This window comes from Pseudomonas putida (genome assembly GCA_041879295.1).
GTDB classification, from domain to species: Bacteria; Pseudomonadota; Gammaproteobacteria; order Pseudomonadales; family Pseudomonadaceae; genus Aquipseudomonas; species Aquipseudomonas putida_Y.
Genome location: CP047152.1, coordinates 2,874,079 through 2,889,107, shown reverse-complemented (window position 1 = coordinate 2,889,107; position 15,029 = coordinate 2,874,079). Strand labels below are relative to the sequence as shown.

Here is a 15,029-nt window from a genome sequence, read left to right as displayed (position 1 = left end):
AAAAAACTCTGAATCTTCCGTGAGCTGGCGCAGTCGACCGAATGAAGCCAACTGATGGAGAACGCACATGGCCCGACCCGATGAACCTAAGCCGTACACACCCACCGAAATCGATGACACCGAAGACCGCATGGGCAGCGTGCATGAGCTGGATTTCGATGAACGCCTGGATGAGCGTGAAGGGCGTGTGGGCGACGAACGACCGGCCGCCGAAGTCGCCCGTGAGTTTCCCCCCCGACGCGTGGCGCAGAGTGGCATGACCGGCGGCGAGGCGCTGAGTGACAGCCTGCATGAGGACAATGTCACCTACGACGATTTGAGCCCGGACACGCTGCTGGACGAAACCGGTGCCCGCGATCCCCACGAGCCGGGCGGCAGAGGCGGCCCGACAGACCAACGCCTGCGGCAGGTGGATGCCGATGAGATTGGTGGCGGCATTGGCCTGGACGAGGCCGAACTGGCCCGATCCGCGCCGCTGGATGGGGTGCCCTGGACCGATGATGTGATTGACGACGAGGAGAGCAAGCCATGAACGATCAACGCTGCGCGTGCACGCACTGTTCCTGCACGGTGGATGCCAATGCCTTGGAGCGCGACGGCAAGGCATATTGCTGCGAGGCCTGCGCCACCGGCCACCGCAATGGTGAGCCATGCCGGATGCAGGACTGCCATTGTGGTGACAAGCCGGGCGAGAGCGCGGTGGACAATGCGCTGGATGAAACCTTCCCGGCGAGTGATCCGATCTCGCCCTGAAGCCGATAGGCGGGCTGCCCTTGCAGGCGCTCGCCCATCAGGGCACAAGGTGCTCTGGCACCGGCTTTGCCGGTGCCACGCAACGCGTCACATTTGCCCCAGGGCACATCAGGTCTGAGCAGGCTTGTCGCGTAGGCGCATGGCCTTGGCGCGCTTTTCCAGGATCAGGTAGGTCACCACCGCCAACAGCAGCGGAATCAGGTAGTACAGCGTGCGGTAGCCGAGCAGGGCAGCCACCAGCGTGCCTTGGGCCATCTGCTCGTGCAGCAAGGCCAGAAACACCGCTTCCAGCACACCCAGCCCCGCCGGAATATGCGCCACCACGCCGGCGACGCAGCTGATTAGCAATATGCCCAGAATCGACGGGTAGAACGCTTCGCCCGGCAGCAACCAGAAGATCAGCAGCGCCATCAGTGCCCAGTTGCTGGCACCCAACGCCACCTGGCACAGCGCCAGTCGCAGCGAAGGCAGCGTCACTTCGTGATCGCGCCAGCTCCAGGTGCGCTTCTTGGCAACACCACAGGCCAGCAGGTAGCCGCCCGCAATTGCCAGCAACAGCAGCCCGATCAGGCGCAGGCCTGTAGTGCCTACCGCCCAATTGCCGGGCATCTCGACCAGGCCCAGGGCGAAGACGGTGCCGGCAAGCAGCATATAACCCATCCAGTTGGTCAACAGGCCCAATGTGAGGATTCGCGTAATGGTCGCGGTATCCAGGCCCAGTCGGCCATAGAGCCGGTAGCGCAAGGCGACCCCGCCGACCCAGGTTGTGAAGTTGAGGTTGAAGGCATAGCACACGAACGCGACTGGCAATACCTGTCGGGCAGGTAGTGTATGGCCGGTGTAAGCCCGGGCCAGCAGGTCGTAACTGGCGAACGCGAGATAGCTGCACAACGCGATCGCCAAGCCGATGGCCAGGGTGCCAGGTTTGTAGGCCAGCAAAGACTGGCGTACTTCATTCCAGTCCAGATTACGCGCCAGCAGGTACAACAGCACAGGGATCAGGATCAGGAACGCAAGCGTAAACAAGCGTTTGCCCCAGGTTTGCCAGCTTTTGCGCGCCATCAGGAGTTGCCCTCGTGCAGTTTGCCCTGGGGTTCGACCTCCGGCTGCAACGAGCGCAAACGCTGCCGATGCGCAGGGAACCAGCCCGCAATGCGCGGGAAGTGGCGGATCACGTGGAAGCACGCGAAGATCAACGGTGCCCGCCACCAGTAGCCGCGAATCATGCGCTCCAAGGTGACCGGTTTGCATTGCTCGCTGGCCAGAGCCTGCAAATGCTGGTGCAGTTGCTGGTTGAAGGCCCGATCACGAATGAACAGGTTGGCCTCCAGGTTGAACGACAGGCTCAGAGGATCGAGGTTGCTGGAGCCAACGGTGACCCATTGGTCGTCCACCAGTGCCACCTTGCCGTGCAACGGCCGCTGGCAGTACTCATGAATCATCACGCCGTCGCGCAGCAGGTAGTTGTACAGCAGGCGCGACAATGCCCGTACCCAGCGCATGTCAGGCTGGCCCTGCAAGATCAAGTGAACCTCCACGCCACGCCGGGCCGCGTTACGCAACTCACGCATCAACCGATAGCCTGGAAAGAAGTACGCATTGGCGACCACGATGCGTTGCCTGGCCTTGCGAAAAGCCTGAAGGTAGTGCGCTTCTATATCGTTACTGCGCATCCCGTTGTCGCGCTCGATCAGCACAGCGTCGCTACCCCCGGCAGGCTCGGTAACCGGGCGTACAGCACTGGGGGGCTGCAGCACGGGGGACATCAGGCGCTTGCTGGAGGCATGTACCTGCGCGACCACCGGGCCGGTGACCTCCACGGCATAGTCCTGCTTGGCCATGGCACCAAAGTCGCCCAAATGGTCGGCGCTGTAGTTGATACCGCCGATGAAGGCCCGCTCACCATCGACCACCACGATCTTGCGGTGCAAACGGCGGAACAGGTTGGTTCGCATGCCCAATAACCGGGGTTGTGGATCGAACGCGTGAAAGCTTACGCCCGCGTCGGTCATCGCTGAAATGAAGGCCGCCGGCAGGTCGGCTGTGCCGTAACCGTCCGCGGCCACTTCCACGCGCACCCCGCGTCGGGCAGCGTCGATCAACACCTGCTGCAATTGCTGACCCACCTTGTCGTCGAAGATGATGAAGGTTTCCAGCAGTATTTCTTCCCGCGCCTTGGCCATGGCCTCGAATACGCGGGGGTAGTACTGTTCGCCGTTGATGAGCAACTGCACGCTGTTGCCTTCTACCCAAGGTCGGTTCACAAGTTGATCTCCGCAGCCAGTGGTACGTGGTCGGACAGATGCGACCACGGGTATTTGGACAGCACCTGAGCAGCGCCCGGTATGGCGTTACGCACGTAGATGCGGTCCAGGCGCAACAACGGCAGGCGCGCCGGGAAACTGCGCGCCGGGGTGCCGAAGGCCTCTGTCAGGTGTTCGCTCAGCACCGCGTCCGCCTTCAGCCGCCAGTCGTTGAAATCGCCGGCGATGATGACCGGTGCTTTGGGCGGCAGGCTGGCCAGCAGGTCCAGCATCAGCTTTACCTGGCTCTGCCGGTGGGCCTCCCGCAGGCCCAGGTGTACGCATACCGCATGCACCTCGTCATGGCCCGGCACCTCCAGCTGGCAATGCAGCAGGCCACGCTGTTCATTGCCCTGCACCGAGACATCCAGGTTGTCGAAGCGGCTGATGGGGAATTTTGACAGCAGCGCGTTGCCGTGATCGCCATGGGGATACACGGCATTGCGGCCATAGGCGAACTGCGGCCACATGCTGTCGGCCAGAAACTCGTATTGCGGCGTTTCTGGCCAGGCAGGGTGGCGCAGGGCATGCTGCTTATGACTGCCGTGCACCTCTTGCAAAAACACCAGGTCGGCGCCGGTGGCCCTTACGGCCTCGCGCAACTCGGGCAAGATGAAGCGCCGGTTGAAGAAGGTGAAGCCTTTGTGCACGTTCAGCGTCAACACATTGAGCCGGCGTACAGCGGTTACCTTGTCGATGATGCAGCGTGGGGTGGGCAGGGGCTTGTTCACAAGGCCACCTCCGGCACCATGCCAGGCTCGGTCATCAGCTCATGATCCAACGACAGCTTTTGCAGCAAGCGCCTGGCGTCGTATGGCGCGTGAGCCTTCTGGTCGTTGTCGAAGTAGCAGTATACATCCCGTGCCGCACGCCGAGGCGGCGGCCCCGGCACGACCAGGTGGGCATCGTCCGCCTGGGTACCTTCGCTCCATTGCTGGATACGCTGCTTCCAGCGCCGCAGCGCGCGTGCGGTATATCCGCTGCTGTACAACTCCACATCCCCGTGCAGGCGCATGTAGACGAAGTCGGCGGTCACATCTTCGACACAGGGCCACTTGCCGGCGCTGTCGGCAACTACCAGTGCCACGCGATGCTTGCGTAACAGCTTGATAAAGGCTTCGCAGAGAAAACTCTCGTGGCGGATTTCCACGGCGTGACGCAAGCGTGCATTGCCCTTGATGGCAAGGCTGCCATTGCCCTTGAGGCGTTCGGCGCAGCCTTGGGCGCGTTCACGGGCCGCTTTGCGGGTGTGAGGCAGCAGCTCGAAAAACCGGGCAAAACGGTCTTCATCGAACTTCATGCTGGGAGGGAACTGCCACAGGAATGGCCCGAGCTTTTCGCCCAACAGCAGCGGCCCGGAGGCAAAAAAGTTGGCTACTGGCTCTTCGATGTCCTTCAGCCGCCGCACATGGGTGATATAGCGCGGCCCCTTGACCGCGAACACGAAGCCGTCCGGTGTTTGTTCACGCCAGCCCAGATAACGCTCGGGCGTTTGCAGGCTGTAGAACGAGCCATTGATCTCGATGCTGTTCACCGCCCGTGAAGCGAATGCCAGTTCATCGTCCTGCTTCAGGCCTTTGGGGTAGAAATCCTTGCGCCAGGGGCCATAGCGCCACCCGGAGATACCGATGCGAATATCGCTCACGCTGCCGTCCTCACTGCCGGTTCCTTGTTCGGTCGCTCTGAAAGTGCGACCGGCAAGGGCCGGCAAGGGTTCACAACGCTTGACCAACGGAACTGCTGACGCCGAGTTGAACTTTGCGGCAACTGGCGTCTCCACCGCATACCCGCTTCATGGCAGGGTGCCAGGACCAAGTTCGACCGTTTCGCCTTCTGGCAAATGGCCGGGCAGGGTGACGATGTGCAGAAGAACAAGCAATGACCTGCCACCCCTGGAGGCAAGCATGGCCAGACATATCATCCACTTCACCGGACCGATCAATTCGTCCACCTGCGGCAACCTGATCAATACCTGCTCGCGAGCATTGCAACAGGGTGCCGAAACACTGCAACTGAACATCGCCACGATGGGCGGCGAGTGCAGCTATGGGTTTACCCTGTACAACTTTCTGCGGGCGTTACCCGTGGAGGTGCATACCCACAACCTGGGCACGGTGGAATCCATGGGCAATATCCTCTTCCTGGCCGGAGAGCGACGCACGGCTTGCAGTTTCAGCAAGTTTCTTTTCCACCCGTTTCATTGGACCTTGCATGGCTCGGTAGACCATTCGCGGATGTCCGAGTATGCAATGAGCCTGGATTACGACTTGCGTCTGTATGCGCAGATCGTGGCCGAGCGTACAAAAGGCGCGACCGAGGTACTGGATGTAACGCGGTATCTAATGGCCTATCCACGGATACTGGGGCCGCAGGAGGCGCTGGAAGCCGGGATGATCCATACAATCGATGAAATGCCGATCGAGACGGATGCAACTCAATGGAGTGTGCACGCTTAGTTTAACGAACTGACGCCGCAGTGCCCGGGTCACAAGCCAGCAAGGAGCGGATCAGGGACTTGATCTCGCCCTTTACCGTAGCCACCTGGTCCAAGTGAGCAAAGCGGCAATCGGAAATTTCATGCCGGGCCTTGGGTTGCGGTGCGTCGGCAAATTCCGCTGCGAACACGTAATGCATCCGCTCTGGCGTTTCGTGGCGCATCAGCAAAATCAGCGACTCAGCCTGCAGGCCGGTCTCTTCCAGCAACTCCCGCTCAGCGGCCTGCATTGGCGTCTCGCCGGCCTCGATCTTGCCGCCTGGAAGGGTCCAGGGCGCGTTGGGCTTTCTCACCCACAACCATTTATGGCGCTGCTTGCCATGTCGGCAAATGATGGTGGCGCGATGCTTGACTGGCTTCATTCCGGCTCCTGGGCAATTCCTTTATTGCATGAAGTTTCGGCCCTGGCTGGCAATAAACGTTGCGTTGAAGCTGACGAACGGTCACCTCCGTGACGCAAACATCTTGCCTGCGTGTTTTTCGTGCCATCGGTCAGCTGACTGCAAAGGCAATGAGCGCAACGAGGAGCTGGACTCTCGGAACCTAGGCAGGGCACACGTTCGGCCACTGGTACCAAAGGTTCGACAAAATTTTGAATCTTCTGGTCACGGCCCGATCAATCAGAATGTCATCCATGGAGAAGAGGAGGCCCCCTGCGATGCCTAGCCCACAGCTGTACATAATTGATTACAAACTGCATGGCCAGCCGCGCAGTTTCATTATTCGCCTGGAACGCCTGGATAATGCCGAGGCCTGGCATTGGGCAAGTTGTGATGCGGGCATCGGCATCATTCCCAAGTTCGGTCGCGAGAAGATCAGGAAAGTCAGTCGGCCGATGGCCGAGCGTTATGGCGTTACCGCCGTGAGTTGGCGGATTTCGGGGAGCAAGCCCAACCAGTCGGTGGGTGGTCCGGCGGCGGTGGTTTAATACCTCGCCTGCACTTGGAACAGGAAACTGCAGGAGCGGACGTGCCCGCTCCTGCAGGATACGATGATGCTCATGTTGTCATGCGCCGGACTCAGGGTCGCTGGCTGGGACGCCAGGGCGGTTTTCATCGTCATCCGTCACATTGGGGTCGGCATCAGGATCGTCTGCCCGATCGTTGCGTCTATCAGGCTCCAGCTCCGGCCAATCATCTTCAACATTGCCGCCGCCCATTCGCAGTAGGAAATCCATTGTGCAGTCCTCGTTCATGATCCTCATGAATTGTGATCGACAGGTGCACGCCAGAGATCCACTGGGCAATGGCAGTCGCTGACCAACGGTTTCAGTTGCCTGAGTACTTCACTACAACCACGTACGCGCACTTCCCAAGTGCCTTGGGCAGCTACTGGCCTCTTCGCGGGTGAACCCGCTCCTAAGAGGGCGCTGTGCAGTACCGGGCAAAGGCGGCTTGCCCGGGAAGAGGCCGGTAGCTTCAACCCATCATTCTGGCTTTTTCAGCACCAAGGTCAGGATGTCATAGCTGGCCACCAGTTCACCCAGCTGATTGGTTACCTCCACATCCCATGCCACCACCCCCTGCGGCTGCCCCAGCGGGCTGGTCTTGCCCTGGTCGATCTTGCGCTTGCAGGTCAGGCGCGCCTGGATGGTATCGCCAATGCCCACCGGGTTGATGAAGCGCAGGGTGTCCAGCCCATAGTTGGCCAATACCGGTCCGGCGCCGGGCGACACGAACAGCCCGGCCGCTGCCGACAGTACGAAGTAACCATGGGCAATGCGTTTACCGAACTGCGAGGCCTTGGCGGCGATTTCGTCGAAGTGCATGTAGAAATGGTCGCCTGACAGGCAGCCGAAATTGACCAGGTCAGCTTCTGTCACGGTGCGGCGATGGGTGAGCAGCGACTCGCCGACACGCAGCTGCTCGAAGTAGCGACGGAACGGGTGCACTTCGGTTTCGATCACTTCGCCGCCGCGCACGTACTCGCCGGTGACCGCCGTGAGCATGCTCGGCGAGCCTTGTACTGCGGCGCGCTGCAGGTAGTGCTTGACCGCACGCAGGCCACCCAGCTCTTCACCACCACCGGCGCGGCCCGGGCCACCGTGCTTGAGCTGCGGCAGCGGCGAGCCGTGACCGGTGGACTCCTTGGCGGCCTGGCTATCGAGCACCAGCAGACGGCCATGCCAGGCAGCAGCCACCGGGATAGCCTTGGCGGCCACGCTGCGGTCGGCGGTAACCAGGGTCGCCACCAGGCTGCCTTTGCCACGGGCAGCCAGTGCCAAGGCTTCGTCGAGGTCGTCATAGGCCATCAGCGTACTGACCGGGCCGAACGCTTCGATGTCGTGGGCGCCGCCCTCGGCATGTGGGTCGCGGGCCTGCAACAAGGTCGGGGCAAAGAACGCGCCTTCAGCCACGCCTTCACCACGTGGGGCAAAGCCATCGCTGGCGCCAAACAGTTGATCACAACTCTGCAGCAGGCTGCGCACCCGCTCGCCAACGTCGCGCTGCTGGTCATGTGAGGCCAGGGCCCCCATGCGCACGCCTTCCAGCGACGGGTCGCCAACCACGACCTTGCTCAGGCGCTCGCGCAGGCGGGTGGCAACGGCATCCAGGTGCCTGGCCGGAACGATCGCGCGGCGGATGGCGGTGCATTTCTGCCCGGCTTTAGTGGTCATTTCACGCACCACTTCCTTGATGTACAGGTCGAACTCTTCGCTGTCCGGTGTCACGTCCGGGCCGAGGATGGCGCAGTTGAGCGAGTCGGCCTCGGCAGTGAACGGCACCGAGTTGCGAATCAGGTTGGGCGTCACGCGCAATTTGGCAGCGGTATCGGCAGAACCGGTGAAGGTCACCACGTCCTGGCCTTGCAGGCGATCAAGCAGATCGCCGGTGCTGCCTATCACAAGCTGCAGGCTGCCTTCGGGCAGCAGGCCGGAGGCATTCATCAGGCGCACCACGGCCTCGGTCAAATAGCTGGTCGAGGTCGCCGGCTTGACGATGCAGGGCATACCGGCGAGAAACGTCGGGGCAAACTTTTCCAGCATGCCCCAGATGGGGAAATTGAACGCGTTGATGTGCACCGCAACGCCTGCCCGTGGCACCAGGATGTGACTACCGGCGAAATGGCCTTGTTTGCCCAACGGTATGGCAGGCCCCTCGTGCACCAGGTTACCCGAAGGCAGCTCGCGACTGCCGATGCCGGCATAGGAGAACAGCGTGGCGTTGCCGCCTTCGATGTCGATCCAACTGTCGGCCCGGGTGGCGCCGCTGTGGTGCGACAGGGCGTAGAGCTGCTCCTTGTGCTCGGCCAGGTACAGGGCCAGGGCTTTGAGGCGTTGGGCACGTTGTTGGAAATCCATGCCCATCAGCGAGGCAAGACCGCGTGCACGCGCGTAGTCCACGGCTTCGGCGAAGTCAGGGCGCTCTTCATGGCTGTAGGCCAACACGTGGCCGTCGAGGGCGCTACGCAGGGCCTGGGCGCCGTGCTGGCCGAGCCAACGGCCGGCGATGAAACTTTGCAGAGTAGGGGCGGCAGACATGCTGTTCTCCATGCTGTTCAAAATGTGAGGGGCGCTGTTACCACAGCGCCAGGGTGTAGCCGATGATCAGGCGGTTTTCGTCCACGGCGTTGGTCAGGCCGTTGCCGGAGCGGAAGGTGACATTGCGCCAGCGCAGGCTGACGTCCTTGAGCGGACCGCTCTGAATGACATAAGCGATGTCGGTATCGCGCTCGCGCTCGCGGCCATTGGTCACGGTGGCAGTTTCGGCGTGGCGACCGTCGGTGTAGCGGGTCATGAAACTCAGGCCGGGGAGGCCCATGGCTACGAAGTCGTAGTCGTAGCGCACCTGCCAAGAGTCCAGCCCGGCCCGGGTGAAGGTGTTGTAGGTGACCAGGTTGACGGTGAACGGGTCGCCGCCGTTGACGAACGGGAAGGCGCTGTCACCGGACATCTGCTGCCAGGTGGCGGTGAACTTGTGCGCCCGCACGCCCAGGGTGAACATGGCGTTGAAGTTACGGTTGTCGATATTGCCGGCACGCTCGGCACCGTCGTTGCGGCTGTCGAAGTAGCGCAGGTCACTGCGCAGGCTCACACCTTCTGCCAGTGGGCGGGTATCGATCAGCCCGACAAACTGCTGACGGTAGATGTCCTGAAGCTTGGCGTAGTAATAGCTGACCGTGGTTTGCGGGGTGATGGCGTAGCTGCCACCACCAAAGTCCAGGTGGTCACTGCTGGCTGCGCCATAGCCGATATCATCGCGACCAGAGGAATCGCGCAGATTGGCCTTGGTCAGGCGTCCGGCATTGAAGGTGAGGCCATCAAGGTCCTGACTGGTGAGCAGCCCCCCCTGGAAGGTGGACGCCAGCAGGCGGGTGTCGTTGTACACCACCACCGGCAGGATCGGCTGCAAGGTGCCCAGGCGCAAGGTGCTCTTGGACACACGAACCTTGCCGGTCAGGCCCAGCTCACTGTAGTCGTCGACCGGTTCGTGGCTGTTCGGGCCAAACGGCAGCAGGCCGGTGTTACGACGGTCGCGGCTTGAGTCGAGCTTGATGCCCAACTGGCCCAAGGCGTCCACGCCAAGGCCGACCGGGCCCTCAGTGAAGCCCGACTCCAGCTTGGCGGTAAAGCCCTGGCCCCATTCCTCGGCCTTGGCCTGCGGTGCGTTGCTTTGGCGGAAGTCGCGGTTCAAGTAGTGGTTGCGCAGCTCCAGGCGAGCATGGCTGTCGCCGATGAAGTCGGCCAGCGCGGGCATGGGCAGGGCGAGGGTGGCCAGCCAGGCGGCTGACAGGAAGTGTGTGCGGTTCATTGTTGTTGTTTTACCCGACATGTCTGTTCGTCCTTGAAGTCAGTGTTTGCTGGCGCCAGCTGCGCCGATACCGGTCATGGAGCGGATGAACTGGCCCAGGTAGCGACCACGCTCTTCAACGGCACGTTCGGAGCTGTCGGTAACCGAGAATACCCAGGCACTGAGGAAAGCCAGGCTCATGGAGAACAGCGCCGGGTTGCTGTAGGGGAACAGCGCCGTTTCGTTGTGCAGCACGTTGACCCACACCGCCGGGCCCAGCACCACCAACAGCACCGCCGAGACCAGCCCGGCCATGCTGCCGCACACCGCGCCGCGAGTGGTCAGGCCTTTCCAGAACATCGAAAGGAGCAGCACCGGGAAGTTGACCGAAGCGGCCACCGCCAGTACCAGGCCGGAGAGGAAGGCAATGTTCTGCGACTCGAACATCAGGCCCAGGATCACTGCCAGCAGGCCGATGACCAGTGTGGCAATGCGCGACACGCGCATTTCCTCTTGCTCGGTAGCCTTGCCTTTGCGCATCACGCAGGCATACAGGTCGTGGGACACTGCCGAAGCCCCGGACAGCGCCAGGCCGGCGACCACCGCCAGAATGGTGGCGAAGGCCACGGCAGAGATGAAGCCGAGGAACAGGTTGCCACCCACGGCCTGGGCCAGGTGCACGGCGACCATGTTGCCGCCGCCGATGATTGCGCCGGTGGCGTCGCGGTAGGACGGCTCGGTGCCGACCATGACGATGGCGCCAAAGCCGACAACGATCAGCAGCAGGTAGAAGTAACCAATGAAACCGGTGGCGTAGAACACGCTCTTGCGTGCTTCCTTGGCATCACTGACAGTGAAGAAGCGCATCAGGATATGCGGCAGGCCAGCGGTACCGAACATCATGCCCAGCCCCAGTGAAATAGCGTCCACCGGGTTGGACAACAAGCCGCCTGGGGCCATGATCGCCTGGCCCTTGGCATGCACGGCCACGGCGCTGGCAAACATGGCCTCGGTGCTGAAGCCGAAGTGCTTGAGCACCATGAAAGCCATGAAACTGGTACCCGACAGCAGCAATACCGCCTTGATGATCTGCACCCAGGTGGTGGCGAGCATGCCACCGAAGGTGACATAGGCAACCATCAGCACGCCAACCAGCATCACGGCGTACAGGTAGCTGATGCCGAACAGCAACTCGATCAGCTTGCCGGCACCGACCATTTGCGCCACCAGGTACATCAGCGCCACAACCAGAGTGCCGAAAGCCGAGGTCAAGCGCACCGGGGTTTGCGCCAGCCGGTAGCTGACCACATCGGCAAAGGTGTACTTGCCCAGGTTGCGCAGGCGCTCGGCAATCAGGAACAGGATGATCGGCCAGCCTGCCAGGACACCGAGGGCATACAACAGGCCGTCGTAGCCGTTCATGAACATCATCGCGGAAATGCCCAGGAACGAAGCGGCACTGATCATGTCCCCAGCGATCGCCAGGCCGTTCTGCATGCCGGTCAGGCCGCCGCCGGCGGTGTAGAAGTCGCTGGCCGAGCGGGTACGCAGGGCAGCCCAGCGGGTGACCAGCAGGGTGAAGCAGACAAACACCATGAACATCGAAATGGCTGTCCAATTCATTGTGCGCACTCCTGCTTGACCTTGTCGTTGAGCGGGTCGAGCACGTTGTTGGCGCGGTGCACGTAGATGCCGGTCAGGGCAAAGGACAGCAGCACCATCAGCACGCCCACCAGCATGCCGACCGTGGTCACGCCGCCGCTGAGGGACTGGCCGAGGGTGCTGGGCGAGAACGCGACCAGCAGGACGAAGCCGTAGTAGACCACCAGCATGGCCAGGGTCAGGCTGCCGTTCAGGCGGCGTTTGCGTCGTACCAGGTGCTGGAAATCGGGGTGGTTGGCGATGCTTTCTATGCGTTCGGGTGTCATGGCAAGCGATCTCTTGGTTTTGTAATTGTTTTGTTGAGGTCACGCGGGGTATTGCGTTGTTGCTAAGGCCCTCTTCGCAGGTAGGATGCTGCCCCAAGGCCTTGCGCAGGCCTTGCAGGGGCGGGTTTACCCGCGAAGCAGTCGATTCGGTCTACAACTGGTCGAAGTCAAGCACCACCTTGTCGCTCACCGGGTAGGTCTGGCACGACAGCACATACCCGGCCGCCACTTCGTAATCTTCGAGGGCATGGTTGCTGTCCATCTCCACTTCGCCCTCGATCACCCGGCACTTGCAGGTGGAGCACACACCGGCCTTGCACGAGTACGGCAGCTCGGCGCCAATGGCGTTGCCGGCGTCCAGCACGTTCTGTGTGTTGCGCGGCAGGTCGAAGCTCAGTGCCCGGCCATCGCTGATCACGGTGATATGGCTAAGCGCCGAATCCGCCTGGCGTGCCGCCTCACGGGCTTCGCGGCGGGCCTCGCTGCCGGCGGCGGCGAACAGCTCGAAATGGATGCGTTCCTTGGCCATGCCGTTGGCCTGCAGGCTGTCACGCACGGTCTCGGTCATCGCCTGCGGGCCGCAGATGAATGCTGCGTCCAGGCCGGCAACGTCCAGCCAGCGCGAAAACAGCTGGCCGCATTTGTCGGCGTCGATGCGGCCGTTGTACAGGTCGACGTCCTGCTGTTCGCGGCTGAACACGAAAATCAGGTTCAAGCGGTCGAGGTAACGGTTCTTCAGGTCCTCGAGCTTGTCGCGGAACAGCGCCCCCGAACTGGAGCGGTTGCCGTACAGCAAGGTGAAACGGCTGTGCGGCTCGCTGGCCAGCGTAGTGGCGATGATCGACAGTATCGGGGTGATGCCGCTGCCGGCGGCCACACCCAGATAGTTGCCCTGGCGAGCCGGGTCCAGCGGCACGAAGAAGCTGCCCGATGGCGGCATCACTTCCAGCTGCTGGCCTTCCTTGAGCACCTCATTGGCAAACGCCGAGAAGCGCCCGCCCGGTACGCGCTTGACGGCCACGCGCAGTTCGCCGTCCTGCACGGCGCTGCAGATGGAGTAGGAACGGCGGACTTCTTCGTTGTCCAGCTGGGTACGCATGACCAGGTACTGGCCCTGAGTGAAGCGGAACTGGTCCTGCAGGTGCTCGGGCACATCGAAGGCAATCGATACCGCATCACGGGTCTCATTGCGCACTTGCTTGATGGTCAGGCTGTGAAACTGGCTCATGGTGGTCTCCACGGCTCAAATGCATTTGAAATAGTCGAATGGCTCCAGGCACTCGCGGCAGCGGTACAGCGCCTTGCAGGCCGTGGAGCCGAACTGGCTGAGCAATTCGGTATGGGCGCTGCCGCATTGCGGGCAGCACACCTGGGGCGCTTCGCCGAGCAGGCTGCGCTTGCTGGCGCTGCCTTGCGGCGGCGCAATGCCATAAGCGCGCAGGCGCTCGCGGCCCAGTTCGGTGATCCAGTCAGTGCTCCAGGCCGGGGTCAGCCGGCGCTCCAGGTCTGGCGCGGTGAAACCGGCCTGCTCCAGCGCCTGGCGGATATCCCCTTCGATGACTTCGGTGGCCGGGCAGCCAGAGTAGGTAGGGGTAACCACCAAGTGCAGGTGGCCAGCGCGCCAATCGACATCGCGCACGATCCCCAGGTCGACCACGCTGACCACCGGCACTTCAGGGTCCATGACCTGGCCCAGTACCGCCCAGGCCCGGGTCAGGTCGTCACCTTGCTGTGCCCGCGCGCCGCGGTCACCGGCAATCAGTTCACCAGGTTGCATCGGGGTAGGCCCTTGGCAGGAACTGCATTTCGGCCAGCAGCAGGCCCAGATGCTCGGTGTGCAGGCCTTTGCGGCCATCCAGGTAGAAGTGGCTGGCGGCCTTGGGCAGCGGCAGTTCGACCGAAGCAAAGGTCTCCGTGACCTGCTTCAGCCAGGTGGCGCCGACGGTCGCTGGGTCGGCGGCGATACCGCATTCCGCCAGACGGACTTCGTTGTCGCTGCCAGCAGCGAGTTCGACGGTGAAGCGCCACAGTGCCGGGATAGCGGCGAGCATGCGCTGGCGGCTGACATCGGTACCACCGCCCAGCCGTTGTACCCACTCGCTGGACCGGCGCAGGTGGTAGGTGACTTCCTTCAGGGCCTTGGCGGCAATCCCCGCGATTCGCGCGTCGCTGGACTCGACCAACCCCTGCAGCACGGCGAAGTGCCACGCGTCGTAGAGGAACTGCTTGCTCATGGTCACGGCGAAATCACCGTTGGGTTGCTCGACCAGCAGCAGGTTGCGGTAGGCGCGCTCGTCACGGCGGAACGCCAGGGCATCGGCATCCCGGCCATCGTCGAGCAGCTCGGCGGCATACTCCAGCCAGTTGCGGGCCTGGCCGACCAGATCGAGGCCGACGTTCATCAGGGCCAGCTCTTCCTCGATGGCCGGGGCGCGGCCACACCACTCACAGAGGCGCTGGCCCTGGACCAGGGCGCTGTCGCCGAGCAACAGCAGATAGGGGATAAGGGCTTCTTTATGCATGGCCCACCTCACATGTGTCCGACTTCGTCGGGCAGCTCGTAGAAGCTGGCATGGCGATAGACCTTGTCGTCCGAGGGGGCGAACAGCGGGTCTTTCTCGTCGGGGGAGGAGGCGGTGATCAGCGCCGAAGGCACCACCCACAGGCTCACACCTTCGCTACGGCGGGTGTAGAGCTCGCGGGCGTTCTCGATGGCCATGGCGGCATCGGCGGCGTGCACGCTGCCGACATGTTTGTGGTTAAGGCCGTGCTTGCTGCGCACGAACACTTCGTAGAGGGTCCAGACAGACATTTTCGATCT

General features: G+C 62.4%; 18 protein-coding genes. 4 read left to right on the top strand and 14 right to left on the bottom strand.

Annotation, left to right across the window (positions count from 1 at the left end):
• The first annotated feature begins 67 nt into the window (after positions 1-67).
• Positions 68-532 carry a phosphotransferase system, HPr-related protein gene (locus GST84_13040; GenBank protein XGB13243.1) on the top strand — a complete coding sequence of 155 codons (465 nt, stop codon included), beginning with the start codon at positions 68-70 and terminating at the stop codon, positions 530-532.
• Positions 529-753: a metallothionein gene (locus GST84_13035; protein ID XGB13242.1), complete on the top strand. Its 225-nt coding sequence runs from the start codon at positions 529-531 to the stop codon at positions 751-753. Before GST84_13040 ends, GST84_13035 begins: the two co-directional genes overlap by 4 nt.
• A gap of 108 nt (positions 754-861) precedes the next feature.
• On the opposite strand, the gene GST84_13030 is transcribed toward GST84_13035, so the two are convergent.
• Genes GST84_13030 through GST84_13015 form a run of 4 tightly spaced genes read right to left on the bottom strand, consistent with a single transcriptional unit; the run spans position 862 to position 4,836 of the window.
• Positions 862-1,815, bottom strand: coding sequence for a UPF0104 family protein (locus GST84_13030; protein XGB13241.1), 954 nt, complete (start codon positions 1,813-1,815; stop codon positions 862-864).
• Positions 1,815-3,017, bottom strand: coding sequence for a cardiolipin synthase ClsB (gene clsB, locus GST84_13025; GenBank protein XGB13240.1), 1,203 nt, complete (start codon positions 3,015-3,017; stop codon positions 1,815-1,817). Before clsB ends, GST84_13030 begins: the two co-directional genes overlap by 1 nt.
• Positions 3,014-3,787 (bottom strand): EEP domain-containing protein, encoded by a 774-nt coding sequence (locus GST84_13020; protein ID XGB13239.1) that lies wholly within the window; start codon positions 3,785-3,787, stop codon positions 3,014-3,016. The genes clsB and GST84_13020 overlap by 4 nt, the downstream gene beginning before the upstream one ends.
• Positions 3,784-4,836 carry a DUF72 domain-containing protein gene (locus GST84_13015; protein ID XGB13238.1) on the bottom strand — a complete coding sequence of 351 codons (1,053 nt, stop codon included), beginning with the start codon at positions 4,834-4,836 and terminating at the stop codon, positions 3,784-3,786. Before GST84_13015 ends, GST84_13020 begins: the two co-directional genes overlap by 4 nt.
• Before the next feature lie 124 nt (positions 4,837-4,960).
• Between GST84_13015 and GST84_13010 the strand changes: the two genes are divergently transcribed.
• Positions 4,961-5,512, top strand: a complete 552-nt coding sequence (locus GST84_13010; GenBank protein ID XGB13237.1) for a Clp protease — start codon at positions 4,961-4,963, stop codon at positions 5,510-5,512.
• Between the two features lies 1 nt (position 5,513).
• Here the strand turns inward: GST84_13010 and GST84_13005 are convergent, their stop codons facing one another.
• Entirely contained in the window at positions 5,514-5,912 is a 399-nt protein-coding gene (locus tag GST84_13005; GenBank protein ID XGB13236.1) for an NUDIX domain-containing protein, read from the bottom strand.
• Positions 5,913-6,208: 296 nt separating this feature from the next.
• On the opposite strand from GST84_13005, the gene GST84_13000 reads away from it, so the two are divergent.
• Complete coding sequence (locus tag GST84_13000) at positions 6,209-6,478, top strand: hypothetical protein (GenBank protein ID XGB13235.1); 270 nt, start codon at positions 6,209-6,211, stop codon at positions 6,476-6,478.
• A 78-nt stretch (positions 6,479-6,556) separates the two neighbouring features.
• Here GST84_13000 and GST84_12995 read toward each other — a convergent pair whose 3' ends face one another.
• The 9 genes from GST84_12995 to GST84_12955 form a co-directional block, all read right to left on the bottom strand.
• Positions 6,557-6,727: a hypothetical protein gene (locus GST84_12995; GenBank protein XGB13234.1), complete on the bottom strand. Its 171-nt coding sequence runs from the start codon at positions 6,725-6,727 to the stop codon at positions 6,557-6,559.
• 249 nt (positions 6,728-6,976) lie between these two features.
• Positions 6,977-9,031 (bottom strand): phenylacetic acid degradation bifunctional protein PaaZ, encoded by a 2,055-nt coding sequence (gene paaZ / locus GST84_12990; protein XGB13233.1) that lies wholly within the window; start codon positions 9,029-9,031, stop codon positions 6,977-6,979.
• Positions 9,032-9,068: 37 nt separating this feature from the next.
• Positions 9,069-10,301, bottom strand: coding sequence for an outer membrane porin, OprD family (locus GST84_12985; protein ID XGB13232.1), 1,233 nt, complete (start codon positions 10,299-10,301; stop codon positions 9,069-9,071).
• 39 nt (positions 10,302-10,340) lie between these two features.
• Positions 10,341-11,903 carry a sodium/solute symporter gene (locus GST84_12980; protein ID XGB13231.1) on the bottom strand — a complete coding sequence of 521 codons (1,563 nt, stop codon included), beginning with the start codon at positions 11,901-11,903 and terminating at the stop codon, positions 10,341-10,343.
• The gene (locus tag GST84_12975) at positions 11,900-12,208 is read right to left on the bottom strand and encodes a DUF485 domain-containing protein (GenBank protein XGB13230.1); all 309 of its coding nucleotides are present in this window, start codon (positions 12,206-12,208) and stop codon (positions 11,900-11,902) included. The genes GST84_12980 and GST84_12975 overlap by 4 nt, the downstream gene beginning before the upstream one ends.
• A gap of 151 nt (positions 12,209-12,359) precedes the next feature.
• Positions 12,360-13,436 (bottom strand): phenylacetate-CoA oxygenase/reductase subunit PaaK, encoded by a 1,077-nt coding sequence (paaK, locus tag GST84_12970; GenBank protein XGB13229.1) that lies wholly within the window; start codon positions 13,434-13,436, stop codon positions 12,360-12,362.
• Between the two features lie 15 nt (positions 13,437-13,451).
• Positions 13,452-13,985 carry a phenylacetate-CoA oxygenase subunit PaaJ gene (gene paaJ, locus GST84_12965; protein ID XGB13228.1) on the bottom strand — a complete coding sequence of 178 codons (534 nt, stop codon included), beginning with the start codon at positions 13,983-13,985 and terminating at the stop codon, positions 13,452-13,454.
• Entirely contained in the window at positions 13,972-14,730 is a 759-nt protein-coding gene (gene paaC / locus GST84_12960; protein XGB13227.1) for a phenylacetate-CoA oxygenase subunit PaaC, read from the bottom strand. Before paaC ends, paaJ begins: the two co-directional genes overlap by 14 nt.
• Positions 14,731-14,738: 8 nt before the next feature.
• On the bottom strand, positions 14,739-15,020 hold the full coding sequence (locus GST84_12955; GenBank protein ID XGB13226.1) for a 1,2-phenylacetyl-CoA epoxidase subunit B: 282 nt from the start codon (positions 15,018-15,020) through the stop codon (positions 14,739-14,741).
• Positions 15,021-15,029 lie beyond the last annotated feature (9 nt).